We start from the raw sequence: 26,995 nt of genomic DNA, 5'->3' as shown, positions 1-26,995 counted from the left end.
ACGAGTGCGAGAGAGGCCTCGTGTGCGCCTTCGGTTGTCGACCGCAGGTCCGGCGGATGCACATCCGCCTCGCTGGCGTCGTGCTGTCCCATCCGCGCCTCGTCCCGCGCATGACGTCTCTGCGAAGCGGACAGGGGAAGCATTGATGTGGCCAGTCTCGCGCGTCTTCGAGCGCGCCAAGCTCAGACACGCCAAGCGCGAAGCCCTGACCGCCCGTCGGCTGCGCAGCGCGGCGCAGGCCGGGGCGGACGAGGAAGCGCATCGGCTGTGGATGGCAGCCGCCCAATGCAGGCGGGTGCTCGAGCGACTGCGGCGCCGTGTCGGCGCGCGGGACCCGGACGGGCGCCTGCTCGAACAGGCGCGCAGGCTGGCGCTGTTCGAACTCGATGCCGAGCGTGCGATTGCCGCACTGCGGATGCAGGTGCTCCAGGGCACCCATAGCATCGACGAGCAGCGGGCGCGTTCGGTCACCGCACGCGACCACCTGGAAACGGCGGCCGACGAGCTGGAGCTGCGCGCCAATCTGGTCGATGCCAGGCAACAGGCGCGCCAGCTGCGCGAGCACTCCGAGGTGCTGCTGAGCGAAAGCAGACAACATCTACTCGCCACCCGCGCACCGCAAGAGATGTAGCTGCCCACACGCGAAGCGTCAGCACCGCGCGAAGACGTCCTGACCTCAACGCCACATCGCTGAGCGAAGAGAAAACGCGATGCGTCCAAGCAGCAGTAAGCGGTCTCGCCTTCACCCGGCATGGGCGGGGGCGCAGCGATGGTATCGGCACACTTCCAGGACCTGCCCCTATGCGCGCCTTCCAACAACGGCACACCCTGCTGCTGGTCGATGACGACTACGCGATCGCCACGGCGACCGGTGAATATCTCGAATCGATCGGCTACGACGTCGACTACGCCCACGACGGACTCGAAGGCTTGCGCCTGGCCAGCGAGCAGCACTACGACGTGATCCTGCTGGACGGCAAGATGCCGCGCATGGACGGGCTGGATGTCTGCCGTGCGTTTCGCCGCGAGGTCAAGCGCAGCACGCCGATCATTTTCCTGTCGGGCCGCGAGCGGGTCGAGGACCGCGTGACCGGCATCGAGGCCGGCGCGGACGACTACCTGGTCAAGCCGTATGCGCTGCCGGAGCTGCAGGCCCGCCTGAACGCGCTGATCAAGCGCCAGCGCCGTCAGCTGGCGGGTACGCGGCTGACGGTCGGCGATCTGACCCTGGAGACGGAGAACTACACGGTCAAGCGCGCCGGCCAGCGGCTGTCGCTCTCGCCGATCCAGTTTCAGCTGCTGGCGGTGCTGATGCGGCATTCGCCGGCGATCGTCACCCGGGCCCAGCTGGAGCGCGAGATCTGGGGCAGCGACCTGCCGGACTCGGACACGCTGCGCAGCCACATCTACAATCTGCGCAAGGTCATCGACAAGCCGTTTGATAGCCCGCTGCTGCACACCCACCTGACCTTCGGCTTCCGTCTGGCGCCGGTGGACCAGCCGCTGCCATCGACGCAGCCCGAGACCGATTCGACCGCCGTGGCGGCCTGAGGCGGCCCTTGGGCCCGGCGTCGGTCCCTTCCCACTTACCAAGGATTGCGCTTGCCCCAGGAACCCGCACCCGGCTTCAAGTCACCGGCCATCGACGAGCTGCGCCTGAAGGGTCACAAGTCGGACATCTTCTTCGCGGCGGTGGAAACCACCCGCATGCCGATGATCGTCACCGACCCGCACCAGCCCGACAACCCTATCATCTTCGCCAACCGTGCCTTCATCGAGATGACCGGCTACAGCGCCGAGGAACTGGTCGGGCGTAACTGCCGTTTCCTGCAGGGCAAGGACACCGACCGGGCCACGGTCGCGGCAGTGCGCGAGTCGGTGGCGCAGAACCGCGAGTTCGCCGCGGAGATCCTGAACTACCGCAAGGACGGCACCTCGTTCTGGAACGCCTTGTTCACCTCGCCGGTGTACGACGAGCAGGGCAATCTGATCTTCTTCTTCGGTTCGCAGCTGGACGTCAGCCGCCGCCGCGACGCCGAGGACGCACTGCGCCAGGCGCAGAAGATGGAAGCGGTCGGCCAGCTGACCGGCGGCATCGCGCACGACTTCAATAATCTGCTGCAGGTCATGAGCGGGCACCTGGAGCTGCTGGGGATGCTCAACAGCGCCGAGAAGCCGGACCAGGCGCGCATCGAGGCCGGCATCGCGCGTGCGCAGGCCGCGGCCCAGAAGGCCGCCACGCTGACCCAGCAGCTGCTCGCCTTCGCGCGTCGCCAGCGGCTGGAGGGCCGGACCACCAACCTCAACACGCTGGTGTCGGGGATGATCGACCTGGCGCACCGCTCGCTGGGCGACGATGTCGAGCTGGTCACCCACCTGGACGCCTCGCTGTGGAACGCCAAGCTGGACAGCACCCAGGCCGAGGTGGCGCTGCTGAACATCCTGCTCAATGCGCGCGACGCGATGGAGGATCGCCCGCAGCGGCAGGTCACCATCGAGACGGCCAACGTGGAGGTGGACCAGAGCGATCTCAGCAGCCCCGACTTCCATCATCTGGCGCCGGGTCACTACGTCAGCGTGGCCGTGACCGACACCGGCTGCGGTATGCCGCTGGACATCCAGCAGCGCGTGCTGGAGCCGTTCTTCACCACCAAGGAGGAAGGCAAGGGCACCGGGCTGGGCATGAGCATGGTGTACGGCTTCGTCAAGCAGTCCGGCGGCGCGGTGCGCATCTATTCGGAGGTGGATCGGGGTAGCACGATCCGACTGTATTTCCCGGCCCAGCCCAGCGAAGGCGGCAAGCCGCAGCTGCCCGAACCGCGGGCCAGCGGCCGCGGCGGCAGCGAGCGGATCCTGATCGTGGAAGACCGCGAGGAGGTCGCGGCGGTGGCGCAGATGTTCCTGGAAGCGGCCGGCTATCAGACCGAGGTCGCCAGCAACGCGGCGCAGGCGCTGGAGCTGCTGAAGGCGAGCGACCCGTTCAATCTGTTGTTCACCGACCTGATCATGCCGGGCGGCATGAATGGCGTGGTCCTGGCCCACGAGGTCATGCGGCGCAGTCCGGCGACCAAGGTCATCCTCACCACCGGTTATGCCGAGAACACGCTGGCGCGCAGCGACGCCGAAGGCGCGCAGTTCGACGTGATCAACAAGCCCTATACCCAGCGCGACCTGCTCAAGCTGGTCCGTCAGGTGCTGGACGGCCCCACCGGGGTGGGCTGAGCTGCAGCGGCAGCCTTGCCGTCAAACAGCTGCGAGACAACGAGGCCCCGAAAGGGGCCTTTTCGTTGGCGCGACCGATCCGTGAGCCGCCTTGACGCGCCCGGCAGCCGGCGCGTAAGGTGCGTCCGTCGTGGTTCCATCGCTTTATCCACATGAAGCGATGGATTAAACGGGAATCCGGTGAAGGCGCGCCCCGTGCGCGTCCATTCCGGAGCTGCCCCGCAGCGGTCATTGGAAACGAAGCCTGCCAACAGCACTGGTCCGCGCCGCAAGGCATGGGGCCGGGAAGCGGCGGGGAGTAGGGGGTGCGGACCTGTTCCGCGCCGTGTCCATGAGCCCGAAGACCGGCCCCGGCCGGAGGACCCTGCTCGGTCTTCCGCTTCGACCTGGCACCGCTCGCGGGAGCGGCACGGGCGCGTGATGCGGCGGGCGCGAGGCCCGGTGCCGCAGGCGTGCGCGTGTGGAGGTTTCCGCGCACGGGGCCGGTTCGCCCGCGGGGGCGAAGGTCGCTGGCATGGCACGTCGCAGCCGCAGGGCTGTAAGGCGTGGCGTGCGGTTCCTTCGTTCCTCAATGCCCACACGCAATGAGGATCCATTCAATGACCAGCGTCACCAACCTCGGCTTTCCGCGCATCGGACCACGCCGTGAACTCAAGCACGCCCTGGAGCGCTACTGGAAGGGCGAGGACAGCGCCGACACGCTGCAGGCCACCGCCGCGGCCCTGCGCGCGCAGCACTGGCAGCTGCAGCGGCAGGCCGGCGCCGAGGTCCTGCCCAGCAACGACTTCTCGCTCTACGACCATGTGCTGGACACGGCGTTCCTGTTCGACGCCCTCCCGCAGCGTTATCGCGCCCTGGCCGACGCCGACCCGCTGGCCGGCTACTTCGCCATGGCGCGCGGCGTGCAGACCGGTGGCATCGACCTGCGCGCGCTGGAGATGACCAAGTGGTTCGACACCAACTACCACTACATCGTCCCCGAGCTGCATGCCGGCCAGGACTTCGCCCTGCGCGGCGACAAGCCGGTGGCGCAGTTCCTGGAGGCCAGGGCCGCCGGCTTCGACACGCGTCCGGTGCTGCTGGGGCCGGTGAGCTTCCTGCTGCTGTCCAAGACCACCGATGGCAGCGACCGGCTGGCGCTGCTCGAGCGCCTGCTGCCGGTGTACGCGCAGCTGCTCGAACGCCTGCATGCCGCCGGCGCGGACTGGGTGCAGATCGACGAACCCACGCTGGTGCTGGACCTGGACGAGGTGGCGAAGGCGGCCTTCGCCCGCGCCTATGCGTTCCTGGCCCAGGCGCCGCGCTCCAGGCTGCTGCTGACCACCTACTTCGGCGCGCTGGGCGACAACCTGGACCTGGTCGCGCAGCTGCAGGTCGAGGGCCTGCACGTGGATCTGGTGCGCGCGCCGGAACAGCTCGATGCGGTGCTGCAGGCCTGGCCCAAGGGCCGCGTGCTCTCGGCCGGCCTGGTCAACGGGCGCAATGTCTGGCGCACTAACCTGGACAACGCGCTGACGCTGGCGCGCTATGCGCAAGGGCACGTCGGCGCCGACAACCTGTGGCTGGCGCCGTCGTGCGCGCTGCTGCACGTGCCGGTGGACCTGGAGCAGGAGAAGGCGCTCGATGCCGAACTCAAGTCCTGGCTGTCCTTCGCCCGGCAGAAGCTGGGCGAGCTGCGGGTGCTGGCCGACGCGCTGGACGGACGCGAAGGCGCGGAAGGCCCGCTGGCGCAACAGCGCGCCCGCCTGGAATCGCGCCGCCAGTCGGCGCGCGTGCATCGGCCCGAGGTGGCCCGGCGCCTGGCCACGCTGAGCGAGGCCGACAGCCGGCGCGTCTCGCCCTACGCCCAGCGCCGCGTGCTGCAGGAGCAGGCGTTCGGGCTGCCGGTGTATCCGACCACCACCATCGGCTCGTTCCCGCAGACCCAGCAGGTGCGTCAGGCGCGCGCCCAGCACAAGGCGGGCAAGCTGTCCGACGCCGACTACGAGACCTTCCTGGAGGCCGAGACCGAGCGCTGCGTGCGCTTCCAGGAACGCATCGGCCTGGACGTGCTGGTGCATGGCGAGTACGAGCGCAACGACATGGTCGAATACTTCGGCGAGCAGCTGGACGGCTTCGCCTTCACCAAGCTGGGCTGGGTGCAGAGCTACGGCAGCCGCTGCGTCAAGCCGCCGATCATCTTCGGCGACGTGGTGCGCCCGAAGCCGATGACGGTGCGCTGGTCGCGCTACGCCCAGTCGCTGACCCAGCGGCCGATGAAGGGCATGCTGACCGGCCCGGTGACGGTGCTGCAGTGGTCGTTCGTACGCGACGACCAGGCCCGCAGCGAGACCTGCCGGCAGATCGCGCTGGCCCTGCGCGATGAGGTCAACGACCTGGAGGCCGCCGGCATCGGCATCATCCAGATCGACGAGCCGGCCATCCGCGAGGGCCTGCCGCTGCGCCGCGATGCGTGGTCGGACTACCTGAACTGGGCGATCGAGGCCTTCCGCATCTGCGCCAGCGGTGTGGGCGATGCGACCCAGATCCACACCCACATGTGCTATTCGGAGTTCAACGACATCATCGATGCGGTGGCGGCGATGGATGCGGACGTGATCTCGATCGAGACCTCGCGCTCGCGCATGGAGCTGCTCGATGCGTTCGTGCGGTTCCGCTATCCCAACGGGATCGGCCCGGGCGTGTACGACATCCACTCCCCGCGCGTGCCCTCGGTGGAGGAAATGGTGGAACTGCTGCGCAAGGCGCGGGCGGTGCTCAGCCCGGAGCAGCTGTGGGTCAACCCGGACTGCGGCCTGAAGACCCGCGGCTGGGACGAGACGCGCCATGCGCTGGAGCAGATGGTGGAAGCCGCACGCCGCCTGCGCGCGGATCTGGCCCAGGCGGCCTGATGCGCGCGTGCCGCGCCTGCGCTGCAGGCGCGGCATTTGGGCGCACGCGGCACACCACGCGGCGTGTCCCCGGCTGAAACCGTTATGAAGCCGATAACGTTTTCACGGCTGCCAGCGACGCGGGGCTTGCGTACACTCTGGCTCCCCCATCTTTCATAGGACTTGCCGACCGTGTCGATCAACCAGGAACAGCGGGACAAGATTGCTTCCGGCCAGGGCTTCATCGCCGCACTGGACCAGAGCGGCGGCAGCACGCCCAAGGCGCTCAAGCTCTACGGCGTCGACGAGTCGGCCTATTCCAACGATGCGGAGATGTTCGCGCTGGTCCACCAGATGCGCGAGCGCATCGTCACCAGCCCGGCGTTCACCGGCGAGCGCGTGGTCGGGGCGATCCTGTTCGAGCGCACGCTGGACGACCGCTTCGCAGGCGAAGAGGCCGCGCACTACCTGTGGAACGTCAAGCAGGTCGTGCCGTTCCTGAAGATCGACAAGGGCCTGGAGGACGAGGCCAACGGCGTGCAGCTGCTCAAGCCCATCCCGGGCCTGGCCGAGCTGCTGGCCAAGGCCAAGGCCAAGGGCGTGTTCGGCACCAAGGAGCGCTCGGTCATCAAGGCCGACAACGCCGCCGGCATCGCGGCGGTGCTGGACCAGCAGTTCGAGCTGGGCCAGCAGGTGCTGGACGCCGGCCTGGTCCCGATCATCGAGCCGGAGGTGGACATCAAGGCCGCCGACAAGGCGCAGATCGAGACCACGCTGAAGCAGGGGCTGCTCGAGCGCCTGGACAAGGTCGATGCGGCCACGCCGGTCGTGCTCAAGCTGACCCTGCCCAGCGTCGATGGCTTCTTCAAGGAACTGGTCGACCACCCCAGCGTGCTCAAGGTCGTGGCGCTGTCCGGCGGCTACAGCCGCGATGAGGCCAACGCCAAGCTGGCCCGGAACCCCGGCATCATCGCCAGCTTCAGCCGCGCGCTGACCGAGGGCCTGAGCGCGCAGCAGAGCGATGAGGAGTTCAACAAGACGCTCGATGCCACCATCGAGTCGATCTACCGCGCCTCGATCGCCTGATCGACGCGGACGGTGGGATTCACGCAGGCCCCGCTTCGGCGGGGCCTGTTGCGTTTCAAGGGCCGCGGCAGGGCGGGCTTCAACGATCGGCGGCGCTGTCGGCCCAGTCGGCCAGGTGAGTGCGCAAGGCCTGCGCGCTCGGCGAAAGCGGGCGTGTACCGTCCCAGCACAGGCACAGGCGTCGCTGCGCCCAGGGCTCGCTCAGCGCAACGCCGCGAACGCACGGCCCAAGCCGCGCCAGTGCGGCGGCCGGCACCACGGCCACGCCGGCGCCGGCGGCGACCATCGCGCCGATGGCCTCGAACGTGCGCAGTCGCACGCGGTACGCCAAGCGCAGGCCCAGCGCCGCCGCCTGGGCGTCCAGATGCCGCTGCAGGGCACTGCCTTCGGGCAGGCCAATCCAGGGCTCGGCCGCCAGATCGGCCAGGCTCAGCGCCTGCGCACTGGCGGCGGCGTGCGCGGGCGGCAGCAGCGCCACCAGGGTGTCGCGCGCGAAGTGCTGGCGTTGCAAGCCTGGCGAGGCCGCGGCCTCCGACAGGATGCCCAGCTCCACCACGCCGGCCTCCAGCGCCTTGGCGATCTCCTCGCTGCTGCGCTCGAGCAGGTCCACATCGATGTGGGGATGGGCCGCCAGCCAGGGCGCCAGCGCGGCGGGAAGCGCCTCGCTCATGGTCGCGGTATTGACCATCAGGCGCACGCGTCCGCGCGTCCCGCGCGCATGGTCGGCCAGTGCGTGCCGCAGCAGCGCCGACTGCTGCAGGATCGAGCGCGCGTGATGGGCCACCGCCTCGCCCGCCGCGGTGGGCCGGACGCCCTTGGACAGGCGGTCGAGCAGGACGACCCCGGCATATTCCTCCATCGCGCGCAGGCGCTCGCTGGCGGCGGCCAGCGACAGGTGCGCGCGCTCGGCGCCGGCGGTGATGCTGCCGGCGTCCAGCACGGCCAGGAACAGGCGCAGGTCGGGCAGATCGAATCGCAAGGCCAAGGGCTCCTTCGGCTGGCCCGAAGGCCGGCATCGGACAGACCGCATTGTGCCCGCGCGCGTCACCCCGTTTCATGGCGGCATGCAGATCTCGACGGAAATGTGGTGGCTGATCGTGCTCGGCACGTTCTTCGTGGCCGGCTGCGTGAAAGGCGTGACCGGCATGGGCCTGCCGACCGTGGCCATGGGCGTGCTTGGCGCGCTGATGTCGCCGGCCTGGGCGGCCGCCTTGCTGCTGCTGCCTTCGCTGGTGACCAATGTGCTGCAGCTGGTCAGTGGCGGGCAGCTGGGTGCGCTGCTGCGACGGCTGTGGCCGATGCAGCTGGCGGTGGTCGCCGGCACGCTGCTGGCCTCCGCCTGGCTGGCCGGTGGCGCGGCGGACGGCACGGCGCGCCTGCTCGGCATCGCGCTGGTGCTCTACGCCCTGGTGACCCTGCTGTCCCGGCCGTTCCGTGTGTCGCCCGCGCTGGAACGCGTGTTTGCGCCAGTGGTCGGCGGCATCACCGGCGTGGTGACGGGGGTGACCGGCGTGTTCGTGATCCCCGCGGTGCCCTTCCTGCAGGCGCTGGGCCTGCAGCGCGATGCGCTGGTGCAGGCGCTGGGCCTGTCCTTCACCGTCTCCACGCTCGCGCTGGCCGCCGGCCTGGCCCTGCATGGCGCGCTGTCGGTCGGCCATCTGCTGCCGTCGTCGATCGCCGTGCTGCCTGCCCTGGCGGGCATGTGGCTGGGCCAGCGCCTGCGCCAGCGCATCCGTCCGGCCGCGTTCCGGACCGGCTTCCTGATCTGCCTGCTGCTGCTCGGGCTGGAGCTGGCGTGGCGCGGGTGAGGCGCGTGCGCTTGTGAGGTCGGAGCGCTACTGGCCGATGCTGCCGCGCAGGTCGACCTGCTCGACGCCGGGGACCCCGCGCAGGTCTTCCAGGGCCTGCAGCAGCGCCGCCTGCGGCACGGTGGATTCGCAGCGCACGTCGAGCAGATCGGTCTGCGGCGTGCGCGGCTTGAGCACAATGCGCTGTACCGGCAGGCCGCTGCGCTCCAGCTGCTGCTGGATCTGGCCCAGCGGCGCGTGCTGGCGCGACAGCACCAGCTTCAGGCCCGGCATCGAGGCGCGGCGGCGGCGCAGATAGCGGCGCTCCAGCGGCTTGAGCACGGCCAGGATGATCCACAGCAGCGCGGTGGCCAGCACCGCGGCCGCGTACAGGCCGCTGCCGACGGCCAGCCCGATCGAGGCCACCGCCCACAGCCCGGCTGCGGTGGTGAGGCCGCGGATCACCTGCTCGCGCTGCAGGAACAGGATGGTGCCGGCGCCGAGGAAGCCCACGCCGCTGATCACCTGGGCGGCGATGCGCGAGGGATCGAGCACCACATGCGGATTGCCCAGCACGTCGTTGAAGCCGAACGCCGAGACGATGATGGCCAGGGCCGCACCGACGCAGACCAGCATGTGCGTGCGCAAACCGGCGGCCCACTCCAGCCGGCCGCGGTCGGCGCCGATGATGCCGCCGAGCAGCGCGGCCAGCAGCAGGCGCAGGGCGATCTCCCAGGTGTCGAGCATGGTGCGGTCTCCTTGCAGACAGCCGGTGCGCTGCACGCACGGGCAACGCGGCTGAGCCTAGCCCCATCGCGATCAAGGTGCGCTCAAGGCGGCGCCGGCTTGAGGCCGCTGGCGCGCGTGGCTAGGCTGCGCCTTCCCCACGCCGCTGGCCGCTTCGATGACCGACATGCCTTCCGATACCGCGCTGATCGTGGTCGATCTGCAACCGGACTTCATGCCGGGCGGCGCGCTGGCCTGCTTCGAGGGCGATGCGATCGTGCCGGGCATCGCGCAGCTGCTGGCCGCGCGCGTCTACGGCACGGTCGTGGCCACGCAGGACTGGCATCCAGGTGCGCATGCCTCCTTCGCCGCGCAGCATCCGGGGCATGCGCCGTTCGAGGTGATCGAGCTGCACGGCCAGCCGCAGACGCTGTGGCCGCCGCACTGCGTGCAGGGCACGCCGGGTGCGGCGCTGGACCCGCGCGTGGACTGGACGCCGGCCGACCTGATCCTGCGTAAGGGCACCCATGCGCAGGTCGATTCCTACAGTGCGTTCCGCGAGAACCACGGCCCGGATGGGCTGCGTCCCAGCACCGGCCTGGCCGGCTGGCTGCGCGAACGCGGCATCGCGCAGGTGCACGTCTGCGGGCTGGCGCGCGATGTCTGCGTGCTGTGGACGGCCCAGGACGCGCGCGCCGAAGGCTTCGAGGTGGCGTTCCTGTGGGAGCTGACGCGCCCGGTCACGCCGGACGGGGACGCGCCGACGCGCGCGGCGTTGCAGGAGGCGGGGATCCCGATTCGCTGAACGCGTGATCCGCGTCGCCAAGCCGGGGAGCGGAACTCCCGGTTTGACAACTCCGGGGCCAAAACGTGTATTTTGCGTTAAACGTGCTGCGCCACAGCACGCCTCGCATACCACCCACGCCCCCGGAGTCGCCCCATGTCCGCCAGCAGGTCGCTGCGTCACGCCACGCTCGCCATCGCCATCAATGCCGCCGTCGCCACCGTCGCGCTGGCGCAGCAGGCGCCGGTGGCGCTGGATGCGGTCACCGTCACCGCCGACCGCCGCGCCGAGAACGCCAAGGACGTGCCGGTCTCGGCCACCGTGCTGCGCCCGGAATACCTGGACGCCATCTCCACCAGCGCCTCGGACGTGCGCGTGCTGGCCGGCAAGTCGCCCAGCCTCAACGTGGAGTCCTCCAACGGCCGCGTGTTCCCGCGCTTCTACATCCGTGGCTACGGCAATACCGACTTCACCACCTACGCCTCGCAGCCGGTGTCGCTGGTGTACGACGATGTGGTCTACGAGAACGCCTTCATCAAGGGCTTCCCGATGTTCGACCTGGCCAGCGTCGAGGTGCTGCGCGGCCCGCAGGGCACGCAGTTCGGCCGCAACACGCCTGGCGGCGTGGTCAAGTTCAACTCGGTGCGGCCGGTGCTGGGCGAGACCTCCGGCTATGCCAGCGTGTCCTACGGCACCCATGCGACCAGCTCGGTCGAAGGCGCGCTCAACCTGCCGATGGGCAGCGACTGGGCCGCGCGCATCTCGCTGCTGCAGCAGCACCGCGACGACTGGGTGACCAGCCAGATCAGCGGGCAGAAGCTGGAAGGCTACGACGACTCGGCCCTGCGCCTGCAGGCGCTGTTCCAGCCCTCGGAGGACTTCAACGCGCTGTTCAACGCCCATGCGCGCAAGCTCAACGGCACCGCGCGCCTGTTCCGCGCCAACATCATCCAGTCGGGCAACAACAACCTGGTCGATGGCTTCGACCCGGACAAGGCCTACATCGATGGCCACAACGCGCAGGAGCTGACCACCTACGGCGGCAGCGCCAACCTGACCTTCAGCTCGGGCGATGTGACCTTCCACTCGATCACCGGCTACGAGGGCATCTCCAAGTACTACAGCCGCGGCGACATCGACGGCGGCTACGGCCCGGGCGCGTTCGTGAACCCGGCCGCGCCGTCGGGCCCGGGCTTCATTCCGTTCTCGGTGGAGACCGCCGGCGGCATCAAGTCGCTGGACCAGTTCACCCAGGAGCTGCGCGCCGAGTCGGATTACACCGGCCCGCTCAACTGGCAGGGCGGCCTGTACTACTTCTACGACAACGTGCAGGGCGAGGCCTACGACTACGACACCCTGGCCGGTGGCGCGCTGACCGGTTACGACCTGACCAAGCAGAAGACCAGCTCGTGGGCGGCCTTCGCCTCGCTCAACTACCAGGCCACCGACGTGCTCAACCTGCGCGCCGGCATCCGCTACACGCACGACCACAAGACCTTCGACATCCTGCAGTGGGACCGCACCTCGCCGCCGCCGATCGGCGGTGACACCAGCGGCTCGAAGGTCACCGGCGACGTCGCCGCGACCTGGGCGCTGAGCGATGCGGTCAACCTGTACGCGCGCGCCGCGCGCGGCTATCGCGGCGCCAGCTTCGGCCCGCCGTCCACCGGCGTGCCGGTGACCGTGGCCCGCCCGGAGACGGTGGATTCCTATGAGCTCGGCATCAAGGCCGACTTGTGGGAGCGTCGCGGCCGGCTGGCCTTCGACATCTACAGCATGGACATCAAGGACCAGCAGCTGACCGCGGTGGGCGGCACGTCCAATGCCGTGCAGCTGATCAACGCCAAGAAGAGCCAGGCCTACGGCGCCGAGCTGGACTTCGACCTGCTGCTGACCGAGAACCTGCGCTTCGGCCTCAACGGCAGCTACAACCACACCGAGATCAAGGACAAGGACCTGGCCACCTCGACCTGCTCGGCGTGGGTGTGCACGGTGACCGATCCGGTCGATGCCAACGGCTTCGCCCGCATCGACGGCAACCCGCTGCCGCAGGCGGCCAAGTGGATCGGCAACGTCAACCTGCGCTACGGCGTGCCGATGGGCGCCGACGGCGAGCTGTTCTTCTACACCGACTGGTCGTATCGCAGCGAAGTGAACTTCTTCCTGTACCAGTCGCGCGAATTCATCGGCCAGCCGCTGACCGAAGGCGGCCTGAAGATCGGCTACACCTGGGCCGACGGCAAGTACGAGGCCTCGGTGTTCTGCCGCAACTGCACCAACCAGATCCGGGCCACCGGCGCGATCGACTTCGACAACCTGACCGGCTTCATCAACGACCCGCGCATCATCGGCGCGCAGTTCCGCGCGGGCTTCTGACGCGCGAGGCACCTTGTAGAGCGGAGCTTGCTCCGCTGCTTCTGGTCCGGTTCTTGAGAAACGCCTCAGCGGAGCAAGCTCCGCTCTACCTCCGCTGCTTCTGGTGCGGTTCATGGGAAGGCCCCAGCGGAGCAAGCTCCGCTCTACGGGGGCGCTTCGCATGACCTTGGGCACGGGCGCGGCTGTCGGGGGCTGACGCTAGACTCGGCGCATCCCTTCGCAGTCAGGTGTGCGCCCATGAGCAGCTGGTACTTCCTCACCGGCACCGAGCAGACCCGCTCGGGCCCGTTCGACGACGCGGCCGCGCAGGCCTTCGCGCGCGCAAACCCGTTCGCGCTGGCCTGGCGCGAGGGCCTGTCCGGCTGGCAGCCGGTCGGGACGCTGGCCGAGCTGGGCGGCAGCGCCTCGCCGCCGAACATGCCGCCGCCGCCGACCGGGGCGGGGCGCGCGGACGACATCGATTTCCGCATCGTCGGTCACGACATGCAGTTCGTCGAGGTGGAGCTGGATCCGGGCGAGAGCGCGGTGGCCGAGGCCGGCGCGCTGATGTTCAAGGACGCCTCGGTGCAGATGGACACGGTGTTCGGCGATGGCCGCACCAGCGGCGCCGGCGGCGGCTTCATGGACAAGCTGCTGGCCGCGGGCAAGCGCGTGGTCACCGGCGAGAGCCTGTTCACCACCGTCTACACGCACACCGGCAGCGGCAAGGCCAAGGTCGCCTTCGCCGCGCCGTATCCCGGCACCGTGGTGCCGCTGAAGCTGTCCGAACACGGCGGCCGCCTGATCTGCCAGAAGGACAGCTTCCTGGCCGGCGCGCGCGGGGTGTCGCTGGGCATCGCCTTCCAGCGCAAGATCCTCACCGGCCTGTTCGGCGGCGAGGGCTTCATCATGCAGAAGCTCGAGGGCGATGGCTGGGTGTTCGTCCATGCCGGCGGCACGGTGGTCGAGCGCGAGCTGGCCGCCGGCGAGCGCATCGACGTGGACACCGGCTGCGTGGTCGCCTACCACGGCGGCGTGGACATGGACATCCGCCGCGTGGCGGGCATCAAGAGCATGTTCTTCGGCGGCGAGGGCGTGTTCCTGGCGACGCTGACCGGGCCAGGCAAGGTGTGGCTGCAGTCGCTGCCGTTCTCGCGCATGGCCGGCCGCATGCTGCAGGCCGCCCCGCAGGGCGGCGGCCAGGCCCGCGGCGAAGGCTCGGTGCTGGGCGGGCTGGGCCGCATCCTGGATGGGGACAACAACTTCTGATTCCGGGTCGCCTCCCGCCGCGGAGGCGATCGAGAAGCGGAGGCTGCCGCCGGCATCGGCAGGCCGGGCGCCGTCGGCGGGTGCGTCGAGCGCAAGCTCACGCGAAGTGGGAACATCCTTCTCTTGTACTCTACAAATATAATTGTAGAGTTTTGATATGAACGATGATGCCGCCGTTTCCGCGCTTGCCGCCCTGGCGCATGCCGATCGACTGACCGCCTTCCGTCTGCTGGTGAAAGCCGGTCCGGAAGGCGTGGCGTCCGGAGACATCGCCGACGCGCTGTCCATCCCGCCCACGCGCATGAGCTTCCACCTGGCGACGCTGGAGCGGGCCGGCCTGGTGCGCGCGTGGCGCGATGGCCGGCGCGTGCGCTACGCGGCCAGCTACGAGGACATGCGCCAGCTGCTGGCCTTTCTGACCGAGGACTGCTGCTCCGGCAACCCGGCCATCTGCGGCGACCTGCTCGGGCTTGCGTCCGCCTGCCCCCCGCCGCGCCGCGCGTGAGCGGTGCGGATGCCCCGAACCTTCTTCCGGACCTCACAAGCCCATGCGCATCACCATCTACCACAACCCGGCCTGCGGCACTTCGCGCAACACGCTGGCGATGATCCGACAGTCGGGCGAGACGCCCGAGGTCATCGAGTACCTGCGGACGCCGCCCACGCGCGAGGCGCTGGTTGCGCTGATCGCGGCCATGGACATCAGCCCGCGTGCGCTGCTGCGCGAGAAGGGCACGCCCTATGCCGAGCTCGGCCTGGACGATCCGTCACTGACCGACGCCCAGCTCCTGGACGCGATGATGGCGCATCCCATCCTGATCAATCGGCCCATCGTGGTCAGCGAGCAGGGCGCGGCGCTGTGTCGGCCTTCCGAGCGCGTGCTGGCGCTGCTGGCCGATCCCGTCGCTCGCTTCACCAAGGAAGACGGAGAGGTCGTGACCGCGCCCACGACATCGGCATGAGGCGCATGCGCGGTGTCTGCCGGACATCGGCGCCGCGCGACGCCATCCCGTCCGGGCCCGCGCGCTGACCGCACCGCGCGTCGTGGCGCGACCCCTTCCATCGAGCGACTTCCCGAGCGCCTGACGCGCGCCCAGGCGCTCCCACCGGCGCCGGATCGGCGCTCCCTCTGACGCGCGCCGGAGCGCCCCATGCTTGCCCTCGCGATCTTCGTCGTCACCCTCGTCCTTGTGATCTGGCAGCCGCGCGGGCTGGGGATCGGCTGGTCCGCGCTCGCCGGCGCCGCCGTCGCGCTCGCCACCGGCGTGGTCGGCTGGCACGACGTCGGCACGGTCTGGGGCATCGTGTGGGACGCGACCTTCACCTTCGTCGCCCTGATCGTGATCTCGCTGCTCCTGGACGAGGCCGGGTTCTTCGCCTGGGCGGCGCTGCATGTCGCCCGCTGGGGCGGCGGCGCTGGCCGCAGGCTGTTTCCGCTGGTCGTGCTGCTCGGTGCGGCGATCGCCGCGGTGTTCGCCAACGATGGTGCGGCGCTGCTGCTGACGCCGATCGTGCTGGCGATCCTGCTGCGGCTGGACTTCCCGCCAGCCGGCGCGCTGGCCTTCACCGTGGCCTGCGGCTTCATCGCCGACACGGCGAGCCTGCCGCTGGTGGTGTCCAACCTGGTCAACATCGTCACGGCCAACTACTTCGAGATCGCGTTCGGTCGCTACGCCGCCGTGATGGTGCCGGTGAACCTGGTCTCGGTCGGCGCCACGCTGGGGGTGCTGTGGCTGTGGTGCCGACGCGACATGCCCGCCACGTACGGCATCGATCGTCTGGCGCCGCCGCGCCAGGCGATCCGCGACGAAGCGGTGTTCCGCGCCGCCTTCCCGCTGCTGGCCCTGCTGCTCCTGGCCTATTTCGTCACCGGCCCGCTGGGCGTGCCGGTCGCGCTGGTCACCGGCGCCGCCGCGCTGCTGCTCCTGGCGATCGCCGGCCGCTGGGCGTCCGGCGGTCGCGGCGCGACGGTCGCGCTGGGCAAGGTGCTGCGCGGTGCGCCGTGGCAGATCGTGCTGTTCTCGCTCGGCATGTATCTGATCGTCTACGGCCTGGGCCGTGCCTGGCTCACGGAGGCGGCGCGCGCGCTCCTGGTGTGGCTGGCGTCGCAGGGCACGTTCGCGGCCACGGTCGGCACGGGCTTCGCCGTGGCCGGGCTCGCCTCGCTCATGAACAACATGCCGGCGACGCTGGTCAGCGCGCTGGCCATCGACGCGGCCGACGTCCCCGCGCAGACGCGCGAGCTGATGATCTACGCCAGCGTGGTCGGCAACGATCTGGGGCCCAAGCTCACGCCGATCGGCTCGCTGGCGACCCTGCTGTGGCTGCACGTGCTGGCCGGCAAGGGGCAGCGGATCACGTGGGCGCAGTACATGAAGGTCGGGCTTGTCCTGACGCCTCCCGTGCTCCTGGCCACCCTGGTGGCCCTGTGGCTCTGGCTCCCGGTCGTGCGCGGGCACTGAGCGGCGGCGCCCGGGGCCGGCGCGCCTCGGGGCCGCCGCTCGATGTGGCCGGCTCGGCACAAGTTGCCCGCCGTTTGGCATCGGCTGACTAAGCTGCGTGCTTTCCCCAACGCCCTGCGTGCCATGCCTGCTTCGCGCCTGACCTGCCTGCTGCTGACCGCCTGCGTCACCCTGCTTTCGGCCTGCGGCGGCGAGGCGGTCAAGACGCCGCCGCCGACCACGACCGTGGTGCCGCCGCCGGCGGTCACCGCCAGGCCGGTGGTGATCGGCATCGCGCTGGGCGGCGGGGCGGCCAAGGGCTTCGCGCACATCGGCGTGATCAAGATGCTGGAGGCCAACGGCATCCGCCCCGATGTGGTCGCCGGCACCAGCGCCGGCAGCGTGGTCGGCGCGCTCTACGCCAGCGGCATGGACGTGTTCCAGATGCAGAGCAAGGCCGTGGCGCTGGACGAATCAACCATCCGCGACGTGCGCCTGTTCTCCGGCGGGCTGGTGCAGGGCCGCGCGCTGCAGGACTACGTCAACGCGCAGGTGGGCAATACGCCGATCCAGCGGCTGAAGAAGCCCTTCGTCGCGGTGGCGACGCGGCTGGAGGACGGCGAGCGCACCATGTTCAACCGCGGCGACACCGGCCAGGCGGTGCGCGCCTCGAGCAGCGTGCCGGGCGTGTTCGAGCCGGTGGAGATCGGCAAGTGGCATTACGTCGATGGCGGCGTGGTCAGCCCGGTGCCGGTGGATGCGGCCAAGCAGCTGGGCGCGGATTTCGTCATCGCCGTGGACATCTCCAGCAAGGCCAGCGGCAAGAATCCGGGCGATCTGCTGGGCACGCTCAACCAGTCGATCACCATCATGGGCCAGCGCGCCGGCCAGCAGGAGCTCGCGCGCGCCGACGTGGTGGTGAGGCCCAAGGTCAACGAGATCGGCGCGGCCGATTTCAGCCAGCGCAACGCGGCCATCCTGGAAGGCGAGAAGGCCGCGCTGGCGGTGATGCCGCAGATCAAGGCGCGCCTGGCCCAGCTGCAGCACGAGCGCGCGGCGGCCGCAGCGGCGGCTGCAGCGCCGAAGCCGCAGCCGTGTGTGGAGCCGACGCGGCTGCAGCGGCTGACGTTTCGCGGGACGCCTTGTCCGGCGAAGTGAGTGATTGCGTCGTGTCGTTGTTGAGGCCGGATAGGGCTTTTATATGGTCGAACTCGGCACCGCGAGCAGTTGCCTGAGCAAACGGCGCACCAGCGAAAGGCAGAAGCAAAAGCGACCCCTCCCCCTCAGTCGCTAGTTCGCGACTTCGAGCTCCCCTTCGCTGCGCGAAAGGGAGGGAGCAGAGCAAGGCTTGGCTGCGTGTGGAGGCGCTACCTCTACCGTCGTTCCCGCGAACGCGGGAACCCAGGGACTTTCGCTCGGGAAAGCCAAAGCAACGGAAGCCCCGCGTTCGCAGGAACGACGAGCGTCGCCTAGCGACCTTGCTCAACCTCAATCGCCAGGCCTCAGAACCGCCACCGCAGGCTGGCCGAGACGAAGCGCGGCTCGCCGTAGTTGTTGTAGTCCAGGTTGGCCCAGTAGGTCTTGTCCAGCGCGTTGCGCACCGACAGCGTCGCGGTCCACTGCGCGTTGATGCGCAGGTTGGCGTTGAGGTGGACCAGCGTGTAGGCGCCCTGGGTGACCGTGACCGGCGTGGTGGTGCCATCGCCATTGGGACGCTCGATGTTGAAGCCCTGCACCTTGCTCTGCCAGCTCACGCCGCCGCCCAGGCTCAGGCGCTCCCAGCGGCCCGGCAGGCGCCACTGGGTGGAGAGCTGCAGATAGTCCTCGGGCAGGTTGGCGTAGATGGCATCGGTCGGCGCGCGGGTGACCTTGACGTGGGTGTAGCCGGCGTTGAGCGTCCAGCCCGGCAGCAGCTCGCCGTTGAGGTCCACTTCCCAGCCGCGGCTCTTGGTGCCGTTGACGCCCACATAGGCCGAGCTGCCGTCCGGCAGCGAGTTCGGCGGCTGGGTGCTGTCCAGCACCGCGTAGTTGTCCTGCTTGGCCTCGAACACCGCGGCGGTGGCCATGGCGCGGCCATCGAACAGCTGCGCCTTGAGGCCGGCCTCCAGGTTGGAGCCCTGCACCGGCGCCAGCAGGTTGTCGTTCCTGTCCTTGTAGTTCTGCGGATTGAAGATCTCGGTGTAGCTGGCGTAGAGCGAGACATCCGGCACCAGGTCGTAGACCAGGCCCACGTAGGGCGTGACTTCGTCGCTGACCTTGTAGCGGCCGCTGGTGCCGGTGTAAGTGCCGGCGGCGTTGTAGGCGCGGGTGCGCGTTTCCCACGAACTCAGGCGCGCGCCCGCGATCAGCGACAGCGGCTCGGCCAGGCGCAGGCGCGCCGAGGCATAGACGCCGCGCTGGGTGGTACGGGCCTGGCGCCAGGCGCCGGTGCGCCGATAGGTCAGTGCACCGGCGCTGCCGTCCCAGTCGTACAGGTTGGGCACGTTGAAGCCCATCGCATTGCCATACGGCGTGGCGATCATCTGCCAGTCGCTCGGATAGACCAAGGCGACGCCGGGCGTGGTGGACTGCAGGTCCTGCCAGCTGCCGCCGACCACCACGTCGTGGGTCCGGCCGAACAGCGCGAACTTGCCCGACAGGTATACGTCCAGCGCATCGCGGGTGTCGTTCGTCTCGCCGGCGCTGGCCTGCAGATAGGTGCCGGCGCCGGTGATCGGGTCCGGGTAGCCGCTGCCGTAGACGCGCAGGCTCTGCACCTCGCCCTTGGTATGCGCCGAGTTCACCCTCAGCAGCCAGACCTCGCCGAAGCGCTGCTCCAGATTGGCGAAGGCGGTGCGGGTCTGGCGCTGCCAGCGCGTCCAGGCCGGCGAGAAGTTGGTCGAGCGCGAGAGGCGGGCGTCGGCGCCATCGGCGCTGAAGAACGGCACCGTGCCCCAGGTCGAGCCGGTCGGGTTGTTGTCCTGGATCTGGTAGCCGACCGTGACCGTCGTGGTGTCGGTCAGGTCGCCTTCCAGCACGGCCATGCCGGCCTTCTTGTTCTCTTCGTAGCGGTCGTAGTAATAGTCGCGGTCGGTCCAGGCGCCGACCCAGCGGCTGCGGAAGCGGCCGTCCTTGGTCAGCGGCAGGTTGATGTCGGCCTGCGCGCGGCGGAAGTCCCAGCTGCCGACGCTGGCGGTGACCGCCGCGTCGAAGTCGCGGCCCGGACGCTTGCGCAGCAGGTTGACCGTGGCCGAGGGAATGCCGGCGCCGCTGAGCAGGCCGTTGGCGCCGCGGATGACTTCGATGCGGTCGTAGAAGGCGGTGTCGTATTCCTGGTTGGTCGAGCCGCTGTAGGTCGGCAGGCTGTCGACCTGGAAGTCGGTGATCTGGAAGCCGCGCGCGAAATACAGCGGACGCTGGGTATCCCAGAAGGACACGTTGACGCCGGTGATGTTGCGCATCACATCGTTGATGCTGAACATCGATTCGTCCTCCAGCCGCTGCAGGCCGATCACGCTCACCGACTGCGGCGTGTCCTGGAGGCTGATCGGCAGCCGCGTGGTGGTGGACGGCTCGGCGCGCGCGCCGGTGACCTGCACGTTGTCCAGCGTCTTGGGCGTGCGGCGGCGCGCCTGCTCCTCGGCGTCGGTCTCGCCGTCGGCGGCATGGGCGAGCGGGGCGCACAGACCCAGCCCCAGCAGCAGGGCCGCGGCGAGCGGGGAGCGGGTCGGCGCGGCGGACGCGCGGAAAACGGCAGCGGACATGAGGTTCCTCGAAGGCGCAGGCAGGCACGCCGCGCGCCGCGAAGGCGAGCGCACGGCGGGGAAGACGTTGGGAGGCTTGCCCAGATAGCGGGCTGGCGATGGTCGTCCGATGACCACGCAGGCGGGCGTTGGCGCGGAGGCCTGCGGCGCGCAAATGTAAGTGATTCTCAAATGGCGGACAAGCCACACACGGGCATGCGGTGGCCGCTAAAGGCCTCGCGCGCCGCTATGCGCGATGACAAAGCCGTCAGAGAAGAGCTGCGTGCGGTGCGCGGCTTACTTCACCGCAGTGGCCAGATAGGCATCGACCGCACGGGTGTAGTCGGAAGGCTCGCCCAGCGTGCGGTTGATCTGCATATGCGACAGATCCTCGGGCAGGACCTGGACGGTCACCCCGAAGGCCTGCTCGCGCTGCGCCAGCCTGCGCGCCTGCGCGCAACTGTCCTCGCGCCGCGAGGAACACACCGCGAGCATCGGCAGCGAAGCCCGCGAGAGATGGTGCCAGGGCGAGACCGCGCTCCAGGTGCGAGGGTCGTCGCCGAAGGCGCGGTCGTAGAGCGGGAAATGGCGCGCCTGCATGATCTGCACGACATTCATCGCCGCGCTGTCCAGCGCGATCACCGCGCGCGGGCGCTGCGCGCCGGCCTCGGTCAGCGCCGCGACATCGGCGCCGAGCAGGGCGACCAGATGCGCGCCGGCCGAATGCCCCATCAGCACCGTGCGCGCCGGATCGCCGCCCCAGTCCTGCGCGTGCCGCTGCAGGTGGGCGATGGCCGCGGCCACGTCGCGGGCCTGCACGGCCGGATCGGCGTCGGGCAGCATGCGGTAGTTGATCGACACCAGCACATAGCCGCGCGGCAGCCAGTACGCCGCCTTCGGCGTGGCCAGGCCGGGACTGTCCTTGTCGCCCTTGCTCCAGCCGCCGCCGTGGACCATCGCGATGATCGGCAGGCCGCGCGCGCCGGCGGGCGCATACACGTCGTAGCGCTGCGCCGGATCGGGGCCATAGGCGACCTCGCGCAGCACACGCGCGTCGGCGGGCAGCGACTGCGTTTCCCCGGTCTCGGCCTGGCGCTGGCCCAGCAGGTGGCGCAGGCGCTCGCCGCGCGACTGCGCGCAGGCCAGCAGCGGCAGGCAGAGCAACAGGACACAGCAGGCGGAGCGGACACGCATGGCGAAGGTTCCGGTTGGACGTCAGGCGCCGCGCAGGCGCAGGACCGCGCGCAGGCCGCGCGGCGGGTTGGGCAGCAGCTGCAGCGCGCCGCCGTGCTGGCGCGCCACGCGGTCGACGATGGCCAGCCCCAGGCCGCTGCCGCCGCCGGCCGGGTCGTGCACGAACGGCTGCAGCGCGCGCTGCGCCTGCGCCGCGTCCATGCCCGGGCCGTGGTCGCACACGGTCACCTGCCAGGCGCCATCGCCGGTGCCCACTAGGCGCAGCGCGAACGGCGCGGCGCCATGTCGCTGTGCGTTGGCCACCAGGTTCTCCAGCGCGCGGCGCAGGGCGATGGGCCGCCCGCGCAGCGGCGCGGTGTCCGGGCACTGCACGTCCCACGGTCCGCCGGCGGCATCGAGCGCCTCGCGGCAGATCCGCGCCAGGTCCAGCGGCTCGGCCGCCTCGTCGCGGCCGTCGCGGGCGTAGGCGATGAACTGCGAGAGGATGGCGTCGATCTCGGCGATATCGCGGTCGATGCCGGCGCGCAGGGTGGGATCGGTGTCGGGCAGCAGCGCGGTGGCGAACTGCACCCGGGTCAGCGGCGTGCGCAGGTCGTGCGAGATGCCGGCCAGCATCAGCGCGCGCTCGTCGGCGGCGCTGCGCACGTCCTCGCTGGCCTGCTCCAGGGCGTCGGCCAGCTCGCGCACCTCGCGCGGGCCGCGCACGTCCAGGCGCGGCGCCTCGCCACGGACCAGCCCGGGCGCGGCCTGGGCCAGCTGGCGCAGCGGGCCGACCAGGCGCTGGGCGCAGTACGCCGCCGCCAGCCAGGTCAGGCCGACGCAGCCCAGCAGCAAGGCCAGGGTAAAGCGCCGGCTGCCGCGCGCGGGCTTGGCGCCGAAGGAAATCCACAGCGCCGGGCTGGTGCGCAGCTGCATCCACAGCCGGTCGCCCTCAACGTCGCGCGACAGCACCACCGCACGCTCGGGGCCCAGCGCGCGCGCCGTGCGCTGGCGCAGCACGCGCAGGAAGGGCGCGAACGCGCGCGCGTCGGCCGCCGGCGCGCGCTCGCGCACGTCCAGCCCGGCCTGCTGCAGATAGCGCAGCGTGGCGGCGTGGCCGCTGTTGCGGTCCACCTCCTCGGCCAGGCCGGCGAAGCCGCGCATGGCGCGCGCCAGTTGGTCGGCGGCCGGGGCGATGGCCAGCTCGCGGCCCAGCACCGCGGCCAGCACGCCGGCGCCGGCCAGCACCAGCGCGATGACCAGCGCCAGCTGGGCGAACATCCCCGGCGCGCGCCTCACGCGACCTCCTCCGGCGGCACGAACACATAGCCCGCGCCCCACACCGTCTGCACGATGGTCGGGTTGCGCGCATCGTCCTCCAGCAGCTTGCGCAGGCGGGCGATGGTCACGTCCATGCTGCGCTCGAAGGCCTCGTGCTCGCGCCCGCGCGCCAGGCTCATCAGCCGGTCGCGTGAGAGTGTCTGCCGCGGGTGCCGCACCAGTACCGCCAGCACCGCGAACTCGCCGCTGGTCAGCTTCACCACGCGGCCCTGGCGGCTGAGCTGGCGGTTGCCCAGGTCCAGCCGCCACGGGCCGAAGGCGACGATCCCGCCCTCGGCCTGCGGCGCGCCCGGCATGGCCTGCGTGCGTCGCAGTACCGAGCGGATGCGGGCCAGCAGCTCGCGCGGATTGACCGGCTTGGGCAGATAGTCGTCGGCGCCGATCTCCAGCCCGACGATGCGGTCGATCTCGTCGCCCTTGGCGGTGAGCATCACCACCGGCGTGGGGTCGCCCTGGCCGCGCAGGCGCCGGCACAGCTCCAGGCCGCTCTCGCCGGGCAGCATCAGGTCCAGCACGATCAGGTCGAAATGGCCGCGGTCCAGCGCCTGGCGCATCTGCGTGCCGTCGCCCACCGCCTTGACGGCGAAGCCCTCGCCTTCCAGGTAGCGCTGCAGCAGTTCGCGCAGGCGCACGTCGTCGTCGACCAGCAGCAGCTTGGCGGTGATCTCGCTCATGCGGCGCACTATCGCGCCCGGCGGCCGGCGCCGACAACGCCGGTTGTAAGCAGATGTTTCAGCGCCGGCCGGCGGACACATCCGCTGGCAGAGGCGCAACACCTCGCGGCCTCTGCCGGCCCAGCATGGCGGCACGGCGATCGACGCCGTTCCATCCCATCGCGAGGAACCGATCATGCGTACGACCCACCTGATGCTGCTGTCCGCGCTGGCCGTTGGCGGCGCGCTGTCCTTCTCCACCGACGCCTGGGCCGGCCGCGTCCGCGTCCATGGCGCCGGCACCGCCGCCGATGGCGCGCAGGTGCGCGGCACGGCCGCCGCCGGACGCAACGCCAACGGCGCCTATGTGCGCGGCCACGGCAGCCGCACCGATGCGGCCGGCAATACCACCGGCCGCAGCGGCGCGGCGGTGCAGGGCGCCGACGGCGGCAGCGCGCACCGTAGCGGCAGCTGGTACCGCAACACCGACGGCAGCGCCGGCCGCCAGGGCACGGCCAGCGCGACCACCGCCGCCGGAGGCAGCCTGTCCACCAGCGGCGAGATCAGCCGCGATGCCGCAGGCAACGTCAACGGCGCGCGCAGCACCAGCGCCACCACGGCCGGCGGGGCGTCCTACACCGGGTCGACCACGGTGCAGAACGGCAGCGTCAGCCACACCGGCACCTGCACCGACAGCAGCGGCCAGGTCGTGGCCTGCCGCAAGTGAGCCTGTCGCGCGCCGCCAGGCCGGCGGCGCGCCCTTTCGATCGAGACCTGTCCATGAAGAAGCTCCTTCCCGCGTTGACGCTGGCGCTGCTCGCGCTGGCCCCGTCCTGCCTGCTGGCGCAGCAGGCCAGCGAAAGCGCCGCCTCGGCCGGCCGCCAGCAGATGGCGCGCAAGCTCAAGGCCGCCGATGCCAACGGCGATGGCCTGATCCAGCGCAGCGAAGCCCAGGCCAGCCTGCCGCGCCTGTTCGAACATTTCGACGCGCTGGACGCCAACCACGACGGCGCCCTATCGCGCGACGAACTGCGCGCGGCGGGCCAGGCGCTGTCCGCCGCCCGACGCGGGTCGGGCCAGTAGGCCGCCGCGGCCATGGTCCTGTCCCTGCTTGGCCCGCACCTGTCCTGGCTGCGCTGGGTCCCGCTGGTGCTGCCGCTGCTGGCGGCGCTCGAAGCCTGGCTACGCCTGCGTCGCGGTCTGGCGTACGACTGGAAGAGCTACTGGGCCTCGCTGGGGGATGCGCTCGGCCGCGGCCTGGTCGGCCTGGTGCTCGGCAGCGGCGTGGCCGGCGTCGCGCTGCTGGCGGTGCACCAGGTGCGCCTGACGACCCTGGCGATGGATGCGCCCTGGCAATGGGCGCTGCTGTTCGTCGGCCAGGAGGCCTGCTACTACGCCATGCACCGCGCCGACCACCGGATCCGCTGGTTCTGGGTCAACCACTGCGTGCATCACTCGCCCGAGCAGTACACGCTGGCCTCGGCGTACCGGCTGGGCTGGACCGCACAGCTCACCGGGCAGGCGCTGTTCTTCGCTCCGCTGGTGTGGCTGGGCTTCCCGGTACCGGCGGTGCTGGGCGCGCTGTCGCTGAACCTGCTCTACCAGTTCTGGCTGCATACCGAACTGATCGGCGTGCTGCCGCGCTGGATCGAATACGTCTTCAACACCCCGGCGCACCACCGCGTGCACCACGCCAGCAACCCGGAGTATCTGGACTGCAACTACGGCGGGGTGCTGATCGTGTTCGACCGGATGTTCGGCAGCTTCCGCGCGCAGTTGCCGGGCGTGCCGCCGCGCTACGGCCTGGTCGAACCGCTGCACAGCCACCATCCGGTGCGGATCGCCCTGCACGGCTGGCTGGGGCTGTGGGCCGACCTGCGCCGGGTGCGCTCGCCCGGGCAGGCGCTGCGGACACTGTTCGGTCCGCCGGGGTTCAAGCCGGGCGGCTGATCAGCCCAGCCCGGTGTCCATCACCATCATCAGGCAGAAGCCCAGGGTCAGGCCGATGGTGGCCAGGGTCTCGTGGCCGTTGCGGTGCGACTCGGGGATGACCTCGTGGCTGACCGCGAACAGCATCGCCCCGGCCGCGAACGCCAGGCCCCAGGGCAGCAGGGTGGAGAACGTGCCCACCGCCACCGCCGCCACCACCGCGCCCAGCGGCTCCACCAGACCCGAGGCGGCGCCGATCAGTACCGCGCGCCCGCGGCGCACGCCGGCGGTGGCCAGCGAGAGCGCGATCACCAGGCCTTCGGGGATGTCCTGCAGCGCGATGGCCAGGCTGAAGGGCTCGGCGTTGGCCATGCCCGAGCCGGAGGCCACGCCCACCGCCATGCCTTCGGGGATGTTGTGCAAGGTGATGGCCAGCACGAACAGCGTCACCTGCGGCGGCAGCCACTGGTGCAGGCCGCCCACGCGCGTGGTCTGGCCCTGCTGGTCCAGATGCGCATGCGGGATCACCCGGTCCATCGTCAGCATCATCGCCACGCCCAGGCAGATGCCGACGCTGACCAGCCCGCCGGCGCCCAGCCCGCCGTAGCCCTGGTCCTTGGCCGCCTGCAGGCTGGGCACGATCAGCGAGAAGGCCGTGGCGGCCAGCATCACGCCGGCGCCGAAGCCCATCAGGCCGTCGGCCAGCGTCTGCGGCAGGCGCCGCACCGCCAGCACCGGCAGCGCGCCGGCGGCGGTGGCCGCGGCGCAGATCAGGCCGTCGCGCAGCGCCTGGCGCAGGCCGGGGCGATGCGGCCATTGGGCCAGGACTTCCTGCAGCAGCCAGGCGCCCAGCAGCAGGGCGGCCAGCGCCAGCAGCCACGGCAGCAGGCGCCGCAGCGCGGACGGGGAAGACAAGGTGTGATCGTGCATGGCAGGGGCTTCGTGGGCGGAAGGGGCGCGCGTGCGCTCGGGGTGCCGTTGTCCGCAACGGGACCGAAGGTGCCTGCCCAACATCGGACACCGACGGGCAAGGGCGCGTCAACCGTGCTGCAGCGCACACCGGCCGGGAATGCTCCACGGGCCAGAAATCCGTGAAACCCGCATGGCATCAAGACCTTCCCTTTTGTCACTACATTTGGCGTTGACGGGCGTGGGTGACCCCACTATCTTGGGGTCGTCGGTTCCTCGCGGCCACAAGCCGCGGGGATGAAAAGGGAAGCCGGTGCGGCCTTGCGGCCCACTCCGGCACTGCCCCGCAGCGGTGATTGGGAACGACCCCGCCATCTGCACTGAGGCCCCCGGTGGCCTTGGGAAGCGGTGGGTTAGGAGAAGCAGGACTGTGTCCTGGCTTCACGCCCGTCAGTCCGAAGACCTGCCGACAGTCGCGCGCAAGCACCTCGCGCGGCGCCGGCCGCGGTGTCTTTCGAGGGAGAGACGGCTGGTGACGCAAGGCCCGATCACGAACGCCGTTCGTGCGGTCGCGGCTTCTGCGACGCCGCCGTTTCACCCTCGGTCGCCCGGCCCTGAGTTGCGCCCTCGTGGGAAGGCGCAATGCGTGCATCTACGCATGGAGAGTTCCGACCGTGACCCAGACTGATTCCGCCGTGGCCCAGCGCCCGGCCGACGCCGCCTTCTCG

At 70.5% G+C, this 26,995-nt stretch carries 23 protein-coding genes and 2 riboswitches; of the genes, 16 read left to right on the top strand and 7 right to left on the bottom strand.

Annotated features, from left to right (window positions below; all coding sequences use genetic code 11):
* The first annotated feature begins 145 nt into the window (after window positions 1-145).
* The 5 genes from MWN52_RS19120 (at window position 146) to MWN52_RS19100 (ending at window position 7,178) form a co-directional block, all read left to right on the top strand.
* Complete coding sequence (locus MWN52_RS19120) at window positions 146-631, top strand: hypothetical protein (RefSeq protein ID WP_286575902.1); 486 nt, start codon at window positions 146-148, stop codon at window positions 629-631.
* A gap of 170 nt (window positions 632-801) precedes the next feature.
* The gene (locus MWN52_RS19115; RefSeq protein WP_286575901.1) at window positions 802-1,551 is read left to right on the top strand and encodes a response regulator transcription factor; all 750 of its coding nucleotides are present in this window, start codon (window positions 802-804) and stop codon (window positions 1,549-1,551) included.
* 156 nt (window positions 1,552-1,707) lie between these two features.
* Complete coding sequence (locus tag MWN52_RS19110) at window positions 1,708-3,222, top strand: histidine kinase famiy protein (RefSeq protein WP_235872087.1); 1,515 nt, start codon at window positions 1,708-1,710, stop codon at window positions 3,220-3,222.
* 114 nt (window positions 3,223-3,336) lie between these two features.
* Window positions 3,337-3,589, top strand: a riboswitch (cobalamin riboswitch).
* Window positions 3,590-3,821: 232 nt separating this feature from the next.
* Window positions 3,822-6,113 carry a 5-methyltetrahydropteroyltriglutamate--homocysteine S-methyltransferase gene (gene metE / locus MWN52_RS19105; RefSeq protein WP_286575900.1) on the top strand — a complete coding sequence of 764 codons (2,292 nt, stop codon included), beginning with the start codon at window positions 3,822-3,824 and terminating at the stop codon, window positions 6,111-6,113.
* Between the two features lie 171 nt (window positions 6,114-6,284).
* A complete protein-coding gene (locus tag MWN52_RS19100; protein WP_130520638.1) occupies window positions 6,285-7,178 on the top strand; it encodes a fructose bisphosphate aldolase in 894 nt (297 codons plus the stop codon).
* 79 nt (window positions 7,179-7,257) lie between these two features.
* On the opposite strand, the gene MWN52_RS19095 is transcribed toward MWN52_RS19100, so the two are convergent.
* Entirely contained in the window at window positions 7,258-8,157 is a 900-nt protein-coding gene (locus tag MWN52_RS19095) for a LysR family transcriptional regulator (protein ID WP_286575899.1), read from the bottom strand.
* A gap of 85 nt (window positions 8,158-8,242) precedes the next feature.
* Between MWN52_RS19095 and MWN52_RS19090 the strand changes: the two genes are divergently transcribed.
* On the top strand, window positions 8,243-8,986 hold the full coding sequence (locus MWN52_RS19090; protein WP_286575898.1) for a sulfite exporter TauE/SafE family protein: 744 nt from the start codon (window positions 8,243-8,245) through the stop codon (window positions 8,984-8,986).
* A 27-nt stretch (window positions 8,987-9,013) separates the two neighbouring features.
* Here MWN52_RS19090 and MWN52_RS19085 read toward each other — a convergent pair whose 3' ends face one another.
* Complete coding sequence (locus MWN52_RS19085; RefSeq protein ID WP_286575897.1) at window positions 9,014-9,712, bottom strand: MgtC/SapB family protein; 699 nt, start codon at window positions 9,710-9,712, stop codon at window positions 9,014-9,016.
* A gap of 157 nt (window positions 9,713-9,869) precedes the next feature.
* Between MWN52_RS19085 and MWN52_RS19080 the strand changes: the two genes are divergently transcribed.
* The 7 genes from MWN52_RS19080 (at window position 9,870) to MWN52_RS19050 (ending at window position 17,698) form a co-directional block, all read left to right on the top strand.
* Complete coding sequence (locus MWN52_RS19080; protein ID WP_286575896.1) at window positions 9,870-10,496, top strand: nicotinamidase; 627 nt, start codon at window positions 9,870-9,872, stop codon at window positions 10,494-10,496.
* A 135-nt stretch (window positions 10,497-10,631) separates the two neighbouring features.
* On the top strand, window positions 10,632-12,851 hold the full coding sequence (locus MWN52_RS19075; protein WP_130524534.1) for a TonB-dependent receptor: 2,220 nt from the start codon (window positions 10,632-10,634) through the stop codon (window positions 12,849-12,851).
* Between the two features lie 237 nt (window positions 12,852-13,088).
* Window positions 13,089-14,099 (top strand): TIGR00266 family protein, encoded by a 1,011-nt coding sequence (locus MWN52_RS19070; RefSeq protein ID WP_286575895.1) that lies wholly within the window; start codon window positions 13,089-13,091, stop codon window positions 14,097-14,099.
* Between the two features lie 157 nt (window positions 14,100-14,256).
* Complete coding sequence (locus tag MWN52_RS19065) at window positions 14,257-14,604, top strand: ArsR/SmtB family transcription factor (protein WP_286575894.1); 348 nt, start codon at window positions 14,257-14,259, stop codon at window positions 14,602-14,604.
* A gap of 43 nt (window positions 14,605-14,647) precedes the next feature.
* Window positions 14,648-15,061, top strand: a complete 414-nt coding sequence (arsC, locus tag MWN52_RS19060; RefSeq protein WP_286575893.1) for an arsenate reductase (glutaredoxin) — start codon at window positions 14,648-14,650, stop codon at window positions 15,059-15,061.
* Window positions 15,062-15,250: 189 nt separating this feature from the next.
* On the top strand, window positions 15,251-16,561 hold the full coding sequence (locus MWN52_RS19055; RefSeq protein ID WP_286575892.1) for an arsenic transporter: 1,311 nt from the start codon (window positions 15,251-15,253) through the stop codon (window positions 16,559-16,561).
* 123 nt (window positions 16,562-16,684) lie between these two features.
* Entirely contained in the window at window positions 16,685-17,698 is a 1,014-nt protein-coding gene (locus MWN52_RS19050; protein ID WP_131659448.1) for a patatin-like phospholipase family protein, read from the top strand.
* Between the two features lie 344 nt (window positions 17,699-18,042).
* On the opposite strand, the gene MWN52_RS19045 is transcribed toward MWN52_RS19050, so the two are convergent.
* The 4 genes from MWN52_RS19045 to ompR form a co-directional block, all read right to left on the bottom strand.
* Window positions 18,043-20,283 (bottom strand): TonB-dependent siderophore receptor, encoded by a 2,241-nt coding sequence (locus MWN52_RS19045; RefSeq protein ID WP_286575891.1) that lies wholly within the window; start codon window positions 20,281-20,283, stop codon window positions 18,043-18,045.
* Window positions 20,284-20,559: 276 nt separating this feature from the next.
* On the bottom strand, window positions 20,560-21,456 hold the full coding sequence (locus MWN52_RS19040; RefSeq protein ID WP_286575890.1) for an alpha/beta hydrolase: 897 nt from the start codon (window positions 21,454-21,456) through the stop codon (window positions 20,560-20,562).
* Between the two features lie 21 nt (window positions 21,457-21,477).
* Window positions 21,478-22,734 (bottom strand): ATP-binding protein, encoded by a 1,257-nt coding sequence (locus MWN52_RS19035; RefSeq protein ID WP_286575889.1) that lies wholly within the window; start codon window positions 22,732-22,734, stop codon window positions 21,478-21,480.
* Entirely contained in the window at window positions 22,731-23,450 is a 720-nt protein-coding gene (gene ompR / locus MWN52_RS19030; RefSeq protein ID WP_286575888.1) for an osmolarity response regulator transcription factor OmpR, read from the bottom strand. The genes MWN52_RS19035 and ompR overlap by 4 nt, the downstream gene beginning before the upstream one ends.
* 175 nt (window positions 23,451-23,625) lie before the next feature.
* Between ompR and MWN52_RS19025 the strand changes: the two genes are divergently transcribed.
* Genes MWN52_RS19025 through MWN52_RS19015 form a run of 3 tightly spaced genes read left to right on the top strand, consistent with a single transcriptional unit; the run spans window position 23,626 to window position 25,379 of the window.
* On the top strand, window positions 23,626-24,156 hold the full coding sequence (locus tag MWN52_RS19025) for a hypothetical protein (RefSeq protein ID WP_286575887.1): 531 nt from the start codon (window positions 23,626-23,628) through the stop codon (window positions 24,154-24,156).
* Between the two features lie 53 nt (window positions 24,157-24,209).
* A complete protein-coding gene (locus tag MWN52_RS19690) occupies window positions 24,210-24,512 on the top strand; it encodes an EF-hand domain-containing protein (protein WP_425608057.1) in 303 nt (100 codons plus the stop codon).
* A gap of 12 nt (window positions 24,513-24,524) precedes the next feature.
* Window positions 24,525-25,379 (top strand): sterol desaturase family protein, encoded by an 855-nt coding sequence (locus MWN52_RS19015; RefSeq protein WP_286575886.1) that lies wholly within the window; start codon window positions 24,525-24,527, stop codon window positions 25,377-25,379.
* Here MWN52_RS19015 and MWN52_RS19010 read toward each other — a convergent pair whose 3' ends face one another.
* The gene (locus MWN52_RS19010; RefSeq protein WP_286575885.1) at window positions 25,380-26,288 is read right to left on the bottom strand and encodes a ZIP family metal transporter; all 909 of its coding nucleotides are present in this window, start codon (window positions 26,286-26,288) and stop codon (window positions 25,380-25,382) included.
* Between the two features lie 231 nt (window positions 26,289-26,519).
* Window positions 26,520-26,752: riboswitch (cobalamin riboswitch) on the top strand.
* The last annotated feature ends 243 nt before the right edge of the window (window positions 26,753-26,995 follow it).

This window comes from Pseudoxanthomonas winnipegensis (assembly GCF_030322905.1).
GTDB lineage: Bacteria > Pseudomonadota > Gammaproteobacteria > Xanthomonadales > Xanthomonadaceae > Pseudoxanthomonas_A > Pseudoxanthomonas_A winnipegensis.
The sequence above is the reverse complement of the archived record's forward strand: the minus strand, read 5'-3'. Positions and strand labels throughout refer to the sequence as shown.